This window comes from Myxacorys chilensis, from assembly GCF_059505265.1.
Window position 1 is genome coordinate 21,138 of record NZ_JCACKG010000230.1, and the last position, 16,468, is coordinate 37,605.

The 16,468-nt window shown below is 49.5% G+C and carries 11 protein-coding genes; 9 read left to right on the forward strand and 2 right to left on the reverse strand.

Annotated features, from left to right (window positions below):
* Window positions 1-164 precede the first annotated feature (164 nt).
* The 7 genes from AC5JLB_RS23370 (at window position 165) to AC5JLB_RS23400 (ending at window position 8,931) form a co-directional block, all read left to right on the forward strand.
* The gene (locus tag AC5JLB_RS23370; protein WP_495876229.1) at window positions 165-1,442 is read left to right on the forward strand and encodes an FG-GAP repeat protein; all 1,278 of its coding nucleotides are present in this window, start codon (window positions 165-167) and stop codon (window positions 1,440-1,442) included.
* Between the two features lie 352 nt (window positions 1,443-1,794).
* Entirely contained in the window at window positions 1,795-2,613 is an 819-nt protein-coding gene (locus AC5JLB_RS23375) for an HpsJ family protein (protein WP_495876230.1), read from the forward strand.
* A 132-nt stretch (window positions 2,614-2,745) separates the two neighbouring features.
* Window positions 2,746-3,627 (forward strand): glycosyltransferase family 2 protein, encoded by an 882-nt coding sequence (locus tag AC5JLB_RS23380; RefSeq protein ID WP_495876231.1) that lies wholly within the window; start codon window positions 2,746-2,748, stop codon window positions 3,625-3,627.
* A 308-nt stretch (window positions 3,628-3,935) separates the two neighbouring features.
* Window positions 3,936-4,661 carry a DUF502 domain-containing protein gene (locus AC5JLB_RS23385; RefSeq protein WP_495876232.1) on the forward strand — a complete coding sequence of 242 codons (726 nt, stop codon included), beginning with the start codon at window positions 3,936-3,938 and terminating at the stop codon, window positions 4,659-4,661.
* An 88-nt stretch (window positions 4,662-4,749) separates the two neighbouring features.
* Window positions 4,750-5,376: a transcription antitermination factor NusB gene (gene nusB / locus AC5JLB_RS23390; protein WP_495876233.1), complete on the forward strand. Its 627-nt coding sequence runs from the start codon at window positions 4,750-4,752 to the stop codon at window positions 5,374-5,376.
* 79 nt (window positions 5,377-5,455) lie between these two features.
* Window positions 5,456-7,075 carry a signal recognition particle-docking protein FtsY gene (gene ftsY, locus AC5JLB_RS23395; protein ID WP_495876234.1) on the forward strand — a complete coding sequence of 540 codons (1,620 nt, stop codon included), beginning with the start codon at window positions 5,456-5,458 and terminating at the stop codon, window positions 7,073-7,075.
* A 431-nt stretch (window positions 7,076-7,506) separates the two neighbouring features.
* Window positions 7,507-8,931, forward strand: coding sequence for a PP2C family protein-serine/threonine phosphatase (locus tag AC5JLB_RS23400; RefSeq protein WP_495876235.1), 1,425 nt, complete (start codon window positions 7,507-7,509; stop codon window positions 8,929-8,931).
* Window positions 8,932-9,032: 101 nt separating this feature from the next.
* On the opposite strand, the gene dnaN is transcribed toward AC5JLB_RS23400, so the two are convergent.
* Together dnaN and dnaA are read right to left on the reverse strand one after the other, a co-directional pair.
* Window positions 9,033-10,175: a DNA polymerase III subunit beta gene (gene dnaN, locus AC5JLB_RS23405; RefSeq protein ID WP_495876236.1), complete on the reverse strand. Its 1,143-nt coding sequence runs from the start codon at window positions 10,173-10,175 to the stop codon at window positions 9,033-9,035.
* Between the two features lie 557 nt (window positions 10,176-10,732).
* Complete coding sequence (gene dnaA / locus AC5JLB_RS23410) at window positions 10,733-12,133, reverse strand: chromosomal replication initiator protein DnaA (RefSeq protein ID WP_495876237.1); 1,401 nt, start codon at window positions 12,131-12,133, stop codon at window positions 10,733-10,735.
* 300 nt (window positions 12,134-12,433) lie between these two features.
* Between dnaA and AC5JLB_RS23415 the strand changes: the two genes are divergently transcribed.
* Window positions 12,434-15,109, forward strand: a complete 2,676-nt coding sequence (locus tag AC5JLB_RS23415) for a DEAD/DEAH box helicase (protein WP_495876238.1) — start codon at window positions 12,434-12,436, stop codon at window positions 15,107-15,109.
* 300 nt (window positions 15,110-15,409) lie between these two features.
* Window positions 15,410-16,435, forward strand: coding sequence for an HD domain-containing phosphohydrolase (locus AC5JLB_RS23420; RefSeq protein WP_495876239.1), 1,026 nt, complete (start codon window positions 15,410-15,412; stop codon window positions 16,433-16,435).
* The last annotated feature ends 33 nt before the right edge of the window (window positions 16,436-16,468 follow it).

Genomic DNA, 16,468 nt, shown 5'->3' on the forward strand with positions numbered 1-16,468 from the left:
ATCAGATCATTCTGGTAAACCGCAATTCTTCGCTGCGGAGGCTTACAACGTTGCAGACATCTACGAGAACCTCGCTAAGCAATTAAGGTTTCATAGATCCAGCAATGCTGTAGAAAGACGAACTGGAAAGATGCTTCGCGAGACCTAAACGTGGAAAAAATAACATGAACCGCAGACAACTGTATCTAATTCTCGTAGTGTCTGCAATTTCCGGTCTAGCATTATTGCTAATCACTCAATCAACAGCCGTATGGCGACCCCAAGTGTCTTTGTTGGGCGATACTCCTCAAAGTCGATTAAGGTTTGGAACTTCACTTGATATTTCTTTGCCATACATAGTTGTTGGAGCGCCACTTGATGGTGATCCAGGAACCGCTTATGTCTTCATTCAACAAGCAGGAGTATGGCGTCGGCAAGCAAGACTGATTCCGAGTGAAAAGGGTTTGCTTGCTGAGGGATTCGGTGGAAGCGTCTCGATTGATCGAGATGTAATTGCCGTATCTGCAGCAAGTGCGCTTAGAACATCTACTTCTAGTGGTCGCGAAGGAGTTGTTTACATTTTTCAACGGCGAGGGCAGCAGTGGATTCAGCAAGCTCGCCTGTTTCCACCTTTACCTTCTTCACAAAGCTATCTCAAGGGATCAGTCGCATTAAAGGGAGATACCCTGGCAGTGGGAGAACAAGACGCCGTTCACATCTTTAATCGCGATCGCCAAACCGATCAGTGGATCTATGCTGAAACATTGACTGCTTCTCAGCCAAGGACAACTAGCTTTAATACAGTAAGAGTAAAGTTTGGTCCTCAGCTGGCATTGAGCGAAACCACACTTGCGGTTGGTGGTGATAGCGTCGATGGTGGAAATAGACTCACTATTTTTACACGCAATTCAACGACAAAGCGATGGATTCGACAAGCTGAACTCTTTCCTAAGGGTGCAGATGAACAAGGTTTTGGACACTCCCTAGCCTTGGAGAACAATACACTTGTGGTTGGTAGTTCAACTCGTGGTCTCGCTCCGTGGTTTCATGGATCTGCTTCTGTTTTTGAGCGGCACAACGATCAGTGGCAGCGCGTTGCTGTGTTAAAACCCAGAGGTCGTCATATTGATATTGGCATCTTTAACTGGATGTACCGATATGGTTTTGGCGCACAAGTTGCCATTCACAACGGCTACATCGCAGTGATCGCGCAAGATAGTCCTGACCTTGTGAGCTTATTTGGTTCTAATAGCCACACAGAGGCGTTTTTGTTTCAGCAAGAGGCAACCACTAAGCGTTGGCGGCAGCAAACCAAGTTACTTTCTGCTCAGTCTCAGCAGCAGAGCTTTGAGAGCATCAAGATTACAAGTGATGAGGTTATGGTTGGTGATATTGGGGCACAGATTTCTGAATCAAATGATCCGACTGGCGCAGTTCACATCTTTCGCTTTCCAGCAAAATAACCTCAATGCCATTAAGCATCACCCCACCGCTTAAGATCCTTCACTTGATTGTCATTTCTTAAACCTTGGTTCCGTTCTTCCGGTTGGGTGCTACCCTCGTTGAAAGACAGATGAATAAGAACACTCAATCGTATTGTTTTTTACTTCCGTTGAATGGGTCTTAGACAATTCAGGTAGAATAGCCAAGTTTCCAAAGAATTTTTTGCTACCTTTGCTGGAAAATCGATTTTTCGTTCCAGATTTTGATTAGCATTTTTTCATTCATTTGCGGAACTCTGAATAAGAGCAGTGAAACGATCGACAAATCTTATTCATCAGCCCCCCTTGAAGTGTTACCCACGTTTAAAGTCGGATGAAAGCTAGTAACTCCCTTCCTTCAGCCCCATTAGTTCTCAAGTTAGTCGGTACAATTTTGATCGTGTCATCGCTGATTGACTATTTTGCTCTACTTGTACCGCCCAATTTTTCAGATAAAGCCTGGTTCGCGCAGGTCGTCACGCAAATTGTCGATCGCGGCATTATTCCGATGGTCGGACTGGCATTTTTGTTTGCTGGGTCGTTTCTTGAGAATGGTTCTTTAGCCCCCCGCGATCGCGAAGCGCCATTTAGCACGATTCGGTTTTGGGCGTTGTTGCTCGCCGGACTGCTCAGCCTTATTTTTCTGATTGCTTTTCCGCTCCATCTCAACAATACGCGCCAAGTGTCTGACCAAGCGCTCAAACGCATTGCCGAAGAATCAACAACGGCGGAAAATCAACTCGATACCCAGGTACAGCAACGCCAAGGTCAAATTCAAGCAGCGCTCAAAGATCCGGCTCAAATCAAGCAGCTTGACGACCAGATCAAACAAATCAACGATGCGATCAATAGCGGACAACTGAAGGGAGATCAGCAGACGAAAGCTCAGCAAGCGCTGAAAGAGTTGCAAGCCCTAAAGTCTGACCCCAACGCGATCGAAGGGCGCGCCAAAGATTTCCGTAACCAGAAGCTGATCGAGATTCGCGATCGCAAACAGCAACTCGAAAATCAAGCCAAAGGCGATTTTTGGAAAACAGGAGTGCGAGTTGGCCTCAGCAGCTTACTGCTCTCTTTGGGCTACGGCATTATCAGCTTAATGGGTTTGCGCGAGATGGGTATTATAGGTGGACGCCGGAAGGCGACGCTGCGGTAAGAAAAGGGATGAGGGATGAGGGATGAACGTTAAGAAGAAATTTGCTGAATCGAGTGATAGGGCTGAGGTTTTAACACTACGGCTCTAGTCCCTCAGAAATCACGACCTTTCATCCCTCATCCCTAATTCTCCATGTTCTCAATCTACATCCTGACCCACAACGAAGAAATTGATATCGCCGATTGTATTGAGTCGGCGTTGCTCTCTGATGATGTCGTTGTGGTTGATTCGTTTAGTCGCGATCGCACTGTTGAGATTGCCAATTGCTACCCAGTGCGCGTCATTCAGCACGAGTTTGAGAGCCACGGTAAACAGAGAACCTGGATGCTGCAATCGGTTCCGACGAAGCACGACTGGGTTTACATTCTCGAAGCCGATGAGCGCATGACGCCGGAGTTGTTTCAGGAATGCCTCGACATCGTTCAACGTCCTGAACATGACGGCTACTATGTAGCAGAACGGGTCATGTTCATGGGGCAGTGGATTCGTCGCAGCACGCAATATCCCCGCTATCAGCTTCGGCTGTTTCGCAAAGACAAGGTGTGGTTTACAGACTATGGGCACACCGAGCGAGAAGTTGTCGACGGCTCAACGGGCTTTATTCAAGAAACCTATCCTCATTACACCTGCGGCAAGGGCATGAGCCGCTGGATTGAGAAACATAATCTGTATTCTACTAACGAAGCGATCGAGACAGTCCGACAACTCGAAACTGGATCAGTGGAGTGGAAAGACTTAGTTTGGGGGCAATCAGAAGTCGAACGCCGTCGCGCACTGAAAGATCTCTCCTTACGCCTCCCGTTTCGCCCCTTAATTCGATTTGTTTATATGTACTTCGTTTTAGGTGGACTGCTAGATGGTCGAGCAGGGTTTACCTGGTGTGTGCTGCAAGCGTTTTACGAATATCTCATTTTGCTGAAAGTATGGGAGATGAAGCACATGCCGATCGCGCCTCCTCAGCTCGACGCCTCACCGCTTCAAGAAATATCTCCTGAAGCGTCCGCGTCCCTCTAGTATTTCGGCAGAGACGCTTGTGTGGACGCTCATCAAGAGTTGTAATGCCTCAGTTCTTTTTCTGTGAGGCATAACGGTTAGGATAGGAAAATTTTATCTGAATTAAAATTAGCTTGCGACACTCCTTACATGCTTTACGAGTAGGATAGTAGGCTAAGACAACAGTAATGAAGTGGGGATCACTTGTTTAGACAAGAATTAAACCACCTCTAGCCTGATGTTATTGTTCAAATCATTGTTTATGATCGGACTATAAGAACACGATTGAAGCATTCAGCGTTTGTAGCCAGATGGAGAGTAGGCTATCTGTGATCCAACGTCTCAAACAAGATCTCAAAAATGACTTGATTGCAGGTCTGCTAGTGGTTATTCCTCTAGCCACAACGATCTGGTTAACCTATACGATCGCAACTTGGGTGATCGATTTTCTCACGCGAGTACCCAAGCAAATCAGCCCCTTTGACGGCCTGAACCCAATCCTAGTCAGCTTTTTAAACTTCACCGTTGGTTTAGCGGTGCCGTTGCTGTCCATTCTCTTCATCGGGTTGATGGCGCGTAACATCGCTGGACGGTGGCTTTTAGAGTTTGGCGAACGGTTGCTGCAATCCATTCCGCTGGCTGGTGCGATTTATAAAACTCTAAAGCAACTGTTAGAAACGTTGTTACGAGACACAGGTGGGAAGTTTCGCCGTGTTGTTTTAGTGGAATATCCTCGGCCAGGCATCTGGTCGCTTGGATTTGTCACAGGCGCGATCGGGGCTGAAGTTCAGTCTCATTTTTCAGCGGAGATGCTGAGCGTCTTTATTCCCACCACTCCCAATCCCACAACAGGTTGGTATACGATCGTGCCCGAAGCTGAGACAATTACCTTGTCGATGCCAATTGAAGACGCCTTCAAAGTTATTATTTCTGGTGGCATTGTCAGCCCGGACTCAACTGCCTTCGCGTCTCCAACTGTATCCAGCCGCAAGCGCGTTCTAGAACCCTTAGTAGAAGCAACTCGACCCCTAATCGTCGAAGAAGAATCGGTTTAGCCATCTCTGCCCAAACCCTGGCCCCAAACTTGCACCCTTAAACTTGTTAAGATAAGCGAGCTAACTTGAATCGAGCCAAACAGCCGCCATGCAAGCCCGTCGAATTTCCCGCGAACTTGCCCTCTTGAGCATTAGTCAACTCCCCACGACCACAGAGCGCCTCAACACTCAAAAACTTCAAGATCTGATTGTGGCAGCCGTTCGCACGCTTGCAACCGAAGCCCGCGACGCCTTGGAAACGGCATCGGCAGAGCTTCAACGAGGTAACAATCAACTTCTTGCTAGTGAAACGCGTGCCAACACCGTCGGGAGTGCTAGAACGATGGTGGAAGATGCGATCGCGCTCACCGAAAAGGCCATCAATCGGTTGGGGAGCGCGATTGAGATTCCCGAATTCATTCAACTCGCGAACCAAACCGATGTCCGCACGTACGCCCTCGAAATCATTACGCGCCTACAAGAAGAGCGCCAACATGTCGATCAGTTGCTTAACGAAGCCCTAGTTGATTGGCAACTCGACCGTCTAGCAACGATCGATCGAGACATTCTTCGCATTGCTGTGACCGAAATGATGTTTCTGGGCATTCCTGATAAGGTCGCCATCAACGAAGCGATCGAAATGGCGAAACGGTACAGCAGCGAGGATGGACACCGCTTCATCAATGGTGTGCTGAGGAGAGTGACGGAGCAACTTAAAGCGGGAGTGAGAGAATAGGCGATGGGAATCATCCCGCACCCCTTTCTGCTATAAATTTAAGTCTAAAAGTTAATTCTGAAAGTCTCTGGTACTTGCAATGGCGTTCAACTGGTTTAATCGTTTCAATCAACCAAAGGCAGAGGCAGATGTCTCTGAAGCGACTCAGCCGGATGCCCCAACATTAGAGGCTGAGCCAACCGAAGCGGTTGAAGATTCAGAGCAGGCAAAGCAGGCCGCGATCGAGCGTGCCAGAATTGCGTTAGAAGCGATTAAACAACGTAAACAGCAAGAAGCCGCGCCTGTCCCTCCATCAGAATCTGCTCAAGCGGACTCAATTCAAGAGGACGTTGAACAACCGTCTGAGCCTGTCTCTGAGCCTGCGATTACCGCTGAAGAAACCGTCACCTCGACCCCAGAGACCATTGCAGAAGAGCCAACGCCTGAACCTGTTCTATCAGTCCAAGCTGACATTCTAGAGGACTCGACAGCCCCCGCTTCTCAAGCCCTAGAGACTCAGGCAGACAAAGGCACAACCGAACCTGAATCCCCAATTACCCAAAATGTTCCCTTGTGGGCACAAGCTGAAGCCGAAGAACGAGCCGCCCGTCTAGAGCGGCTGCGAGCCACTGCGATCGCGGAACCTGACGTTGCTGCAAGCCTTCAAACTGATGCCGCCCCCGCCGAAGAATCGGATTCTGGGATTCCGCTCACTCTTGACGAAGGCTTCTTGTGGTCAACCGAAGTCCTTTCCGCGATGGGACGCCGCGCCCAAGATATTACCCTCGAAGAAATCACGTGGTTAAAGCGACTGCGCCAAGGGTTAGATAAGACCCGACGCAGTTTGGTGAATCAGCTCAAGGCGATCGTGGGTCAAGGTCCGCTCAACGAAGATGCGGTTCTAGAAATTGAATCGCTCCTGCTGCAAGCCGATGCGGGTGTCGAAGCTACAGATAGAGTGATTCAGGCATTGCAGAGTCGGTTACGAGAGGAAACCCTGCCGCCAGAGCAAGCGATCGCATACCTCAAACAAATCTTGCGCGAGTTGCTCGACCGTCCTCTGCAAGGATCGCACAGTGTCTTCTTTGCACCAGAGAAAGACACCCTTAACATTTGGCTGATGACGGGCGTGAACGGGGCAGGAAAAACGACCACGATCGGCAAACTCGCTCATATCGCTCAAAAATCGGGCTACCTCTGTCTGATTGCTGCTGCTGACACTTTTCGTGCGGCGGCGGTTGAGCAAGTCAAGGTTTGGGGACAGCGCAGTAATGTTGAGGTAATTGCTAATCCGGGACAGAATACCGATCCCGCCGCTGTCGTGTTTGATGGCATTGCAGCGGCTCAATCTCGTGGGACAGAACTGTTGCTGATCGATACGGCAGGACGCCTGCAAAATAAGAAAAACCTGATGGACGAATTGAATAAGATTCGCCGAATTATTGACAAAAAGGCAACCAACGCCAAAGTAGAATCCCTACTCGTGCTAGATGCGACACTGGGACAGAATGGATTGCAACAGGCAAAAGTGTTTGCAGAAGCGGCACAGCTTAGTGGCGTTGTGCTGACTAAGCTAGACGGCACAGCAAAAGGTGGAATTGCCCTAGCGGTGGTCGAGCAACTGGGTCTGCCGATTCGCTTTATCGGTGCAGGCGAAGGCATCGAAGATTTGAGACCCTTTTCGAGCTATGAATTTGTGGAAGCTTTGATCAGTGGTTAGACCCGATCCACTGGCATGTGTTTTTTGTGAAGTTCGGGCACTCTGTAACGATTAATGTGCTCAACATTGTTTGGAGCCCGTAGAATATGCCGAGACTATCTCAGCGAATGGGATGAGGCTTTCTTAAAAGAGGTGTCTTATCCTGCTTGAGTCATGTTCGGCTATTGGTCTTAATTGCTAAGGGCGCGATCGCTAGGCAGTCTGCATCGTCGTTCCTCTGAAGGATGCGAATTGCACTGACTTCTTCTATTGCTGTCCGCTAGTAATAAAACCGCACCTCTACCGTTCGTACCATTCATTAATGTTCGTACAACACGATTCGCAACTCTTCCGCTAAGATTGATGGCTACAACGGATCTTGCTCCTAATTCAAAGGAGACAATTTTCTAGTCCATTTCGCTGTACTGTGTTCTCTAACTTCACCGGATCGAATGACTGCTGTGCCTCTTCCTAGACAGCCCTCTCAACCGCCCGATCGTAACGACGGATCAGGCTCATCGGACGTGACCCCCGTGTTTGCGCTCAAAGAACTGGTGTCTCGCCTCAATCGAGAGCAACATAAGATCCAAGATCTGCTGAGTTCTCTAGGATTTGCCCTGCGGAGCTTTAGCAACCTCAATCAGTTTTTAGAACTCATTCCTCTGATGGCGAGTCGGGTTACAGATGCGGACGGCGGCGCGCTGATTTTGTTCCGCCCTAATGGACAAGTCAAGCTAGAGCGTTTGCACTGTCAGGATACGCACTGGGGGCAAGAAGTCCGCAAAGCGCTAGAGGCGGCAACTCGGCAGATGACGGCTTCCTTGAGCGGGCTACCCCCAGGAGAAGCCCTGGCGAGATCGTCGCAAGTAGTAACGATGCTCGACACTCAGGTGGCACGTCAGCTAGGATCTGGAATTCAGATTTTTGGCACTGGAATTTTGATTAAAAACAGTGAGCGGGGCCGCCTGTATGTGTTTAGCCGAGACGAGGACTATGAGTGGACAGAAACCCGGCAGAAATTGGTGCGCTTGATTGCTGACCAAACCGCTGTCGCGATCGAGAACGATGAGCTGACGGTTGAACTGCGGAAAAAAGAACGCCTCGATCGCGAATTAGAGATTGGCGCAGATATTCAGTTGCGCTTATTGCCTCGTCAATGCCCAACCATTCAAGGCGTTGAACTCGCTGCCCTGTGTAAGACTGCCAATCGCGTCGGCGGCGACTATTACGACTTCATTCCTGCCGACTATGGGCAGGTACGTACGGGGAGCGACAACTCGACCGGGCGCTGGAGCGTTACGATCGGCGATGTGATGGGCAAGGGCGTTCCCGCCGGACTGATCATGACCATGACTCGTGGAATGCTGCGAGCAGAGGTTCTCAATGGGCACTCTCCAGCCCGCATCTTGCAGCATCTCAATCAGGTCATGTATGCCGATCTGGAAAACTCAAACCGGTTTGTGACCCTGTTCTATTCTGAGTACAATCCCCAAACGCGCGTTCTGTCCTATAGCAATGCAGCTCACAACCCGCCGCTATTGTGGCAAGCGTCAACGGATACGATTAAGCGATTAGATACGCTGGGAATGTTAATTGGACTGGATGCCGAAACGCAGTATCAGGATGCAACGGTGCAGCTTAACTCTGGCGATACGATTATTTATTACACCGATGGCTTTACAGATGCAGCAAATCCGTATGGACAGCGGTTCGATGAAGAGAATTTAATGAGTGCATTTCGGTGGGCGTGTTGGCACTATAACGATCCTCAGTTGATCTTGAAGCATCTGTTCGATCGCGTTCAGCAATTCATCGGCGCTGGCAGTACGCATTCGGATGACATGACGTTGGTGGTGATGCGGGTTCAGCCGTCCTAAGATTTAGCAGGACTTATAATCTGGTGCATCTATCAGACCTTAATAAACAATTTTCTGCGATGAAATCTAAAATTTCATCGCAGAAAATTGTTCTCTTGGTATTAGTTACGAACTTGGACAGGCATCACTAAATACGTCATCTTCAACGCACCAATGGGCGATAGCACTGCAGGGCTAGTCGGGGTGTTTAATTGAATCTGCACATCGGCAGTACTAATTGCCTTCAAGCCATCCATCAAATACTTAACGTTGAAGGCGATGTCCATCCCGTCGCCTGTAATTTGAGCAGGCATTGATTCACGACCGCTACCGACATCTTGGGCATCAACGGCTAACGTCATCTGCTGAGTTGCACCATCTAACATCATCTTGACGATATTGTTCTTCTGGTCAGCCAGCACCGAGATTCGCTCTAACGCACTGAGAAACAACCGCCGATCTAGACTCACCTGATGAGCAAACTGACGGGGAACAAGCTGGCGATAGTTGGGATACTGACCTTCGAGCAAGCGACTTGTAATGCGTTGATCTGTCCACTCAAACACGACTTGTCCTTGGTCAAACTGGACATCTACCGAATTACTACCCTGGCGATCGAGCATCTTTATCAGTTCCTGCAATGCTTTCGCTGGAACCGTTACATCCAAGCTGCTCTCATTTCTAGCACTCTGCTCATCACCCTGATCCAGGGTATGAACGACAGCAAGACGATGACCATCGGTTGCCGCAAACTCCAACCCATCGGACTGGACGCTGACGTGTACTCCCGTGAGTACCTGCTTGGTTTCATCCGCAGACGCTGCAAACAGAGAGCCACGTAAACCATCAATTAGGGCTTCAGCCGAGAGCTGAGTCTTTTCGCCGTCCTCAATTGTTGGCAGTTCTGGAAATTCTTCTGCGCCCATACCCCGTACTTGATATTGACCGGAAGCACAGGTCAAATTGGTCAAATAGTTATCGTTTGAGCCGTTGTCTAGGGTGATGTCGCCCTCTGGCAAGCGAGACACAATATCACTCAGCAGCTTTGCCGGAAGCGTTAGTGTGCCGCCTTCTTCCACCTGAGCCGGGAAGCTTGTTTGAATGCCAAGGCTCAAATCAAAAGCGCTGAGCTTAATCTGTTGGGTTTCCTCGTCAGCATTGAGGAGAACATTCGCTAAGACAGGGTGGGTGGGACGAGATGAAACCGCACGACCGACCAGCGATAAATGAGCATTGAGATGATTTTGAGCGCAAACCAGTTTCATGGCGGTGATGGGAATGAAAGACAGTTGTTGAGAAAGCTGTGGAAAACTAATTGAGATTAAAGCAAGCGCTAGATAAGCAGTTAAATAAGAAACTTAAAACTATATGTAGTGTTGACGAATCTTGTTTGAGAATATTAGCACTCCTTCAGCGATCGTTTCACAGATCTTTAAGGGAGTTTTGGATGTCGAAAGACAAGGAATGCGATCGCACGGTCTGTGGAAACTGTGGAAAACTCTTAGAGTTCTTATAGAGAAAGAGCTTTATTCCTCGTTAACCTGTGGAAAACGTGTGGAAAGGCTCAATTAACACCTCCCGTAGTTTAAAGTTTCCACCGAAACGACCAAGTTTTTGACAGGTTTCCCACAAAGTTTTCCACAAAAACTTGTAGGTTTTCCACAGATCTGCGGTTGGTCACTAAATCATATAGAAAAATTTGATACTAATCGTCGAATAGAATAACTTTACTTAAATAATGCAGTGCTTAACTGCTATTGATCCAAGTGGCTAAAGAACCTGTGTCCTACAGCCTCAAAGTTTATAGACTTGAGATCGCTGGTTATTTGCGTCCCTGACTAGCGAGATTAATGCGATCGCTCAGTTGCCTCAAGGTCTGCGCCATATTGGGATCGCTTTCTTTAAGATCTTTCATTTTCTCGCAGCTATACAAAACCGTGGTGTGGTCTTTGCCGCCGAAGACCTCACCGATTTTTGGCAAGCTTAAATCCGTGTGTTGGCGCATAAGATACATGCCAATTTGCCGTGCCACACTAATTTCTCGACGCCGAGAATTGCCCTTTAAATCCTCAGCCGATACTCCCAGCGCTTCAACCACCGAAGCAATTATTGCTTCAGGAGACGCTTCCACTTTTTCGACGGGCGGATTTAGCACAGGCGCAATATTTTCAACCGTCATCGGCAACCCTGCGATCGAGATATAGGCGACGGCGCGAATTAACGCCCCCTCTAGTTCCCGAATGTTAGAGGTGTAGCTTGACGCGATGTATTCAATCACCTCACGGGGCAAGCGCATGTTTTCGTATTCAGCTTTCTTTTGCAAAATGGCCATCCGGGTTTCTAAATCGGGTGGCTGAATGTCGGCAATCAGGCCCATCGAGAAGCGTGAACACAGCCGTTCTTGCAAGCGTGGAATTTGGTTAGGCGGCCGGTCTGAGGCGAGAACAACCTGCCGTCCTGCTTCGTGCAACGTGTTAAACGTGTGAAAAAACTCTTCCTGAGTATATTCTTTGCCCTCAATAAACTGAATGTCATCGACTAGCAGTACGTCTGCTGCCCGGTAGTGATCCCGGAAGCTTTGCAAATTGTCTTTGCGGATGGCAGTGATCAGATCATTTGTAAATTTTTCTGTTGAGACATAGAAGATATTTGCCGTCGAGCAAATTTCGAGTCGGTAGTGCCCGATCGCTTGCATCAAATGAGTTTTGCCGAGTCCTACTCCGCCACAAAGAAACAGTGGGTTAAACTCTCTACCCGGCGACTCTGCCACAGCCAACGACGCCGCATGAGCCATCCGATTATTCGGACCGACGACCAAGCGAGAAAAGACATACTTAGAATTGAGGTCAGAATTTGTCGCCTGCGGTGCTAACGGTTCTAGGGGCGCAGAATCGAGGGTGAACGGATAAAACAACTCCGCCTCATCTCCGATCGTGCCATCTGAACCGGGAACAAATTTGATTTGAATCTCCACGGGACGCCCCAAAATGTCGTGAACCACCTCGATGATGGTGGGCATGTAATATTTTTGCAGCCAGTTCTTGGCAAACGGATTCGCCGTTCTTAACACTAAGCACGTTTCGGTCAGTTCTTCCGGGGTGGACGTTTTAATCCAGGCCTCGAACGTGGGGCGACTAAGCTTGAGTTGGAGACGGTCGAGAACCTGAGACCAGAATGTATCGATCGCAATTTCCACGGCAAACCTCGTCTCACCAGTTTTCACAGAAGGACTAAAGCATAGACTAATTTACTGTATTTCGCTTAGGGAAAATGCGATTTGCAAAGTTAAAAAAGGGATGAGGGATGACTGTGACGACGCTAGCGCGAGAAGGGATGAGGGGAGGGATGAAGGATGAGGGATGAGGGATGAAGGGCAAAATAGCGGCGACGGGTTGCCCAGAGGAGTTTAATCTTTTCAGGCTAGAACTTAAGGAATCAAGCTAGGATCAGAACTTAAGACTTTCCGTAATAAACATTCGTTACGTTTTTCATCTCCTACCTTCATCCCTCATCCTTCATCCCTGTGAACACTGCCCCCTCCTTCCGGCTTGACCTCCATACGATTTTTCCCTTTGAGCTAGACGAGTTTCAACTCCAAGCGATCGCGGCATTAGAAGCCGGAAAGTCAGTTGTGGTCTGTGCGCCGACAGGATCAGGAAAAACGTTGATTGGAGAATACGCCATTCACCGAGCCTTGGCGGGGGGAAAGCGCGTCTTCTACACAACTCCTCTGAAAGCGCTGTCGAACCAGAAGCTCCGGGATTTTCGCGACGAGTTTGGAGCCGAGAACGTGGGACTCCTGACAGGAGACACCTCGATCAATCGGGAAGCTCCGATTTTGGTGATGACGACTGAAATTTTTCGTAACATGCTGTACGGCACGCCGATCGGTGAGGTAGGAACGTCGCTCACGGGCGTTGAAGCGGTGGTGCTAGATGAATGTCACTACATGAACGATCGCCAGCGCGGGACAGTATGGGAAGAATCGATTATTTACTGCCCGTCAGAAATTCAGCTTGTCGCGTTGTCTGCCACGGTTGCCAATAGCGACCAACTGACAGACTGGATCGATCACGTTCACGGACCGACTGAGCTAATTTACTCGGATTTTCGCCCCGTGCCGCTTGGGTTCTCGTTTTGCAATCCAAAAGGGCTATTTCCACTCTTAGATGACAGTGGAAAACGAATCAACCCAAGACTCAAACCCAAACGGAGCCAGTATCGCCCGAAAGGAGCGAACCCACGCGGCGCACCCCGACCGGAAGCGCCGAGTCTTGCCTTTACTCTGAGTCAACTGCGGGCAAAAGATATGCTGCCTGCTATTTACTTTATTTTTAGCCGTCGAGGCTGTGACAAAGCTGTAGAAGCGCTGGGCGACCTGTCGTTAGTGAACGATGGGGAAGCAGCTCGGCTCAAATCAAGAATTGATGAGTTTCTCGATCGCAACCCTGAAGCCGGACGAGCGGGACAAATCGAGCCTCTTTACCGAGGGATCGCGGCGCACCATGCCGGCATTCTTCCAGCGTGGAAGGGCTTAGTCGAAGAGCTGTTTCAGGACGGCCTGATCAAAGTTGTGTTTGCCACTGAGACGTTGGCAGCTGGGATCAACATGCCTGCTCGAACAACCGTGATTTCCAGCCTATCTAAACGAACCGACGCGGGACATCGATTACTCAATCCCTCCGAGTTTTTGCAAATGGCAGGACGCGCGGGACGACGCGGCATGGATAAACAGGGATATGTTGTGACCGTCCAAACTCCGTTTGAAGGCTCAAAAGAAGCGGCTTACCTCGCCACGTCTGGGGCCGATCCCCTCGTCAGCCAGTTCACACCTAGCTATGGTATGGTGCTAAATCTGCTGCAAACTCACACGATTGAGGAAGCGAAAGAACTGATTGAGCGCAGTTTCGGACAGTACTTATCGACGCTCTATCTGCGTCCCCAGCAAGAAGAAATCGATCGTTGTAAAAGCGAACTGGCCCAACAGCAAGCCGCGATCGCAGCCGTCGATTGGAAACTGCTGAACCAATACGAAAAACTGCAAGAGCGGCTCAAAGAAGAAAAGCGACTGCTCAAAACCTTGCAGAGTCAGGCAGACGAGATGCAGGCGTCAGAACTTGCGATCGCGCTGTCGTTCGCAGTGGCGGGAACCTTTCTCACGCTCAGAGGGGACGCCGTTCGTCTGCCTCAGCGTCTGCCTGCGGTGCTGGTCTCGAAGGTTCAGGGCGCGGGGCAGTTTCCCTATTTGATCTGTTTAGGACAGAACAATCGGTGGTATGTCGTTAGCGTGGGAGATGTCGCGCAACTCCACGGCGACGTACCTCGCCTTGCTGTGGTTGATGCCATCGAACCGCCATCTCAGCTAGTTCTTAAATCGGGTCATTCTTGCCGAGGAACCGAGCAAACCGAAGAGATTGTAGCTCAGATTGCCGACGTGTCTGGTTATAATGATGCGCCAGAAGTCTATGCCCAAGAGCAGCGCATGAAGGCCGTTCAAGCCCAAATCGAAGCCCATCCTGTCAATCGGTGGGGCGATCGCGCTCAAATTCTCAAACGTCAAAAGCGGATTCAAACCTTGCAAGTGGAAATTGACGATCGACAAGCTAAATTTGGACGCCAAACCCAACGTCATTGGGAAGAATTCCTAGCCTTGCTCGATATTCTGCAAAGCTTTGGTTGCCTCGATGACCTGAAACCAACGGCCCTTGGTCGAGCTACCGCTGCTATTCGGGGAGACAACGAACTCTGGCTTGGCTTGTCGCTCATGTCAGGCGAACTCGACCACCTCGATCCGCACCATCTCGCCACTGCCTGCGCGGCCCTCGTCACCGAAGTATCGCGCCCCGATAGCTGGACTCGATACGACATTTCAGAAGAAGTCCTTAGCGCTCTTAGTGAACTACGGGGCATTCGGAGACAGCTATTTCAACTTCAAAGACGGCATCAGGTCGCCCTACCAGTCTGGCTTGAAGACGAATTGATTGGATTAATCGAACAGTGGGCGCTCGGCATTGATTGGCTGGAGTTGTGCAGCAATACCAGCTTAGATGAAGGGGATATTGTCCGGATCTTACGCCGAACCTTGGATTTTCTATCGCAAATTCCCCACGTTCCTCATATCCCAGAGGCCCTAAGAACAAATGCAATCCGTGCGATTCAACTCCTCGATCGCTTCCCAGTTAACGAAGCCATCGAGTAAGCCAATCAGACTTCCCCCGGTGCCCTTGTTTCCTAAAGACCTCGGCTGATAATGGTTCTCTAGACTCAGGCTATCCCCTTCCTTACCATCAGCACTCTTAAGGAGCGTTTTAGATTTTCTTTAGATTCTCTGTAGAAACCCTGATTGATCCTCTCCTCTAATTGCCCATACTGAAGCAAGAATGCTGCTTCAGCTTTGTGCGCCTTAGCCGTGTAACCCAAAGTTCAGGTAAGTTCTACTTTAGTTAATCGCTTAATTATTTAATCATTTTTCGTTCAGTAATTTAGGTTTTTTCGCGCCGTGAATGACCTGGACTTGGAGCGACCCAAAATACTTGTCGTTGATGATCATCCCTCAAATCGCTTGGCGGCTGTGGCACTTCTCTCTGTTGAGGGATATGACGTAATTGAAGCAGAAAGCGGCGAGGCAGCTTTAGCGCAAGTCTCCGAAATTCAGCCCGACCTGATCCTGCTGGATGTGATGATGCCAGGGATGGACGGGTATGAAGTGTGCCGTCGCTTAAAGGGAGATGAGCATACAAGACTCACACCGATCGTGTTCATTACCGCTCTTGACGATCGCCGCGATCGCGTGCGCGGGATTGAAGCGGGCGGTGATGATTTTTTGACGAAACCGTTTGATCGATTAGAGCTTTCAGCGCGAGTCAAATCTCTGGTTCAGCAAAAGCGCTTGAATGAAGATCTTGATCATGCTGAACAAGTTTTATTCTCGATCGCTCGTACCGTTGAGAGCCGAGATCCAGATACGGGCGATCATTGTGAACGGCTAGTTCTTCAGGGCAAAGCGTTTGGAGAGTTTTTGGGTTTAGCGCGATCGCAGGTCCGAGATCTGATGTGGGGCGGCTATCTGCACGATATTGGCAAGGTCGGCATTCCTGATGCGGTGTTGCTGAAGCAAGGACGGCTGACGCCCGAAGAATGGCAAATTATGAAACAGCACGTTGTGATTGGAGAGCGAATTTGCCTACCGTTACGAACAATGCGTGGAGTTACGCCAATCATTCGCCACCATCATGAGCGTTGGAATGGGTCTGGCTACCCAGATGGACTGGTGGGTCATACTATTCCCTTTTTGGCGCAAGTCTTTCAACTGACCGATATTTATGATGCGTTGACGAATGAGCGCCCGTACAAAAAGGCATTTTCACCTCAAGATGCACTGGAAATAATTGCCGAGGAAGTGCAGCGCGGATGGCGCAATCCTGAGCTATTTGTGAGGTTTAGAGAGTTTGTTCAAGCGACAGAGATAGAGCACTCAAGCTTGACCCCAAACTGGTTTCAAAAGTATGTCCGGGCAGGACGCTAAAACTAGGCTAACGCGAGTTCACTGGCTGATTGG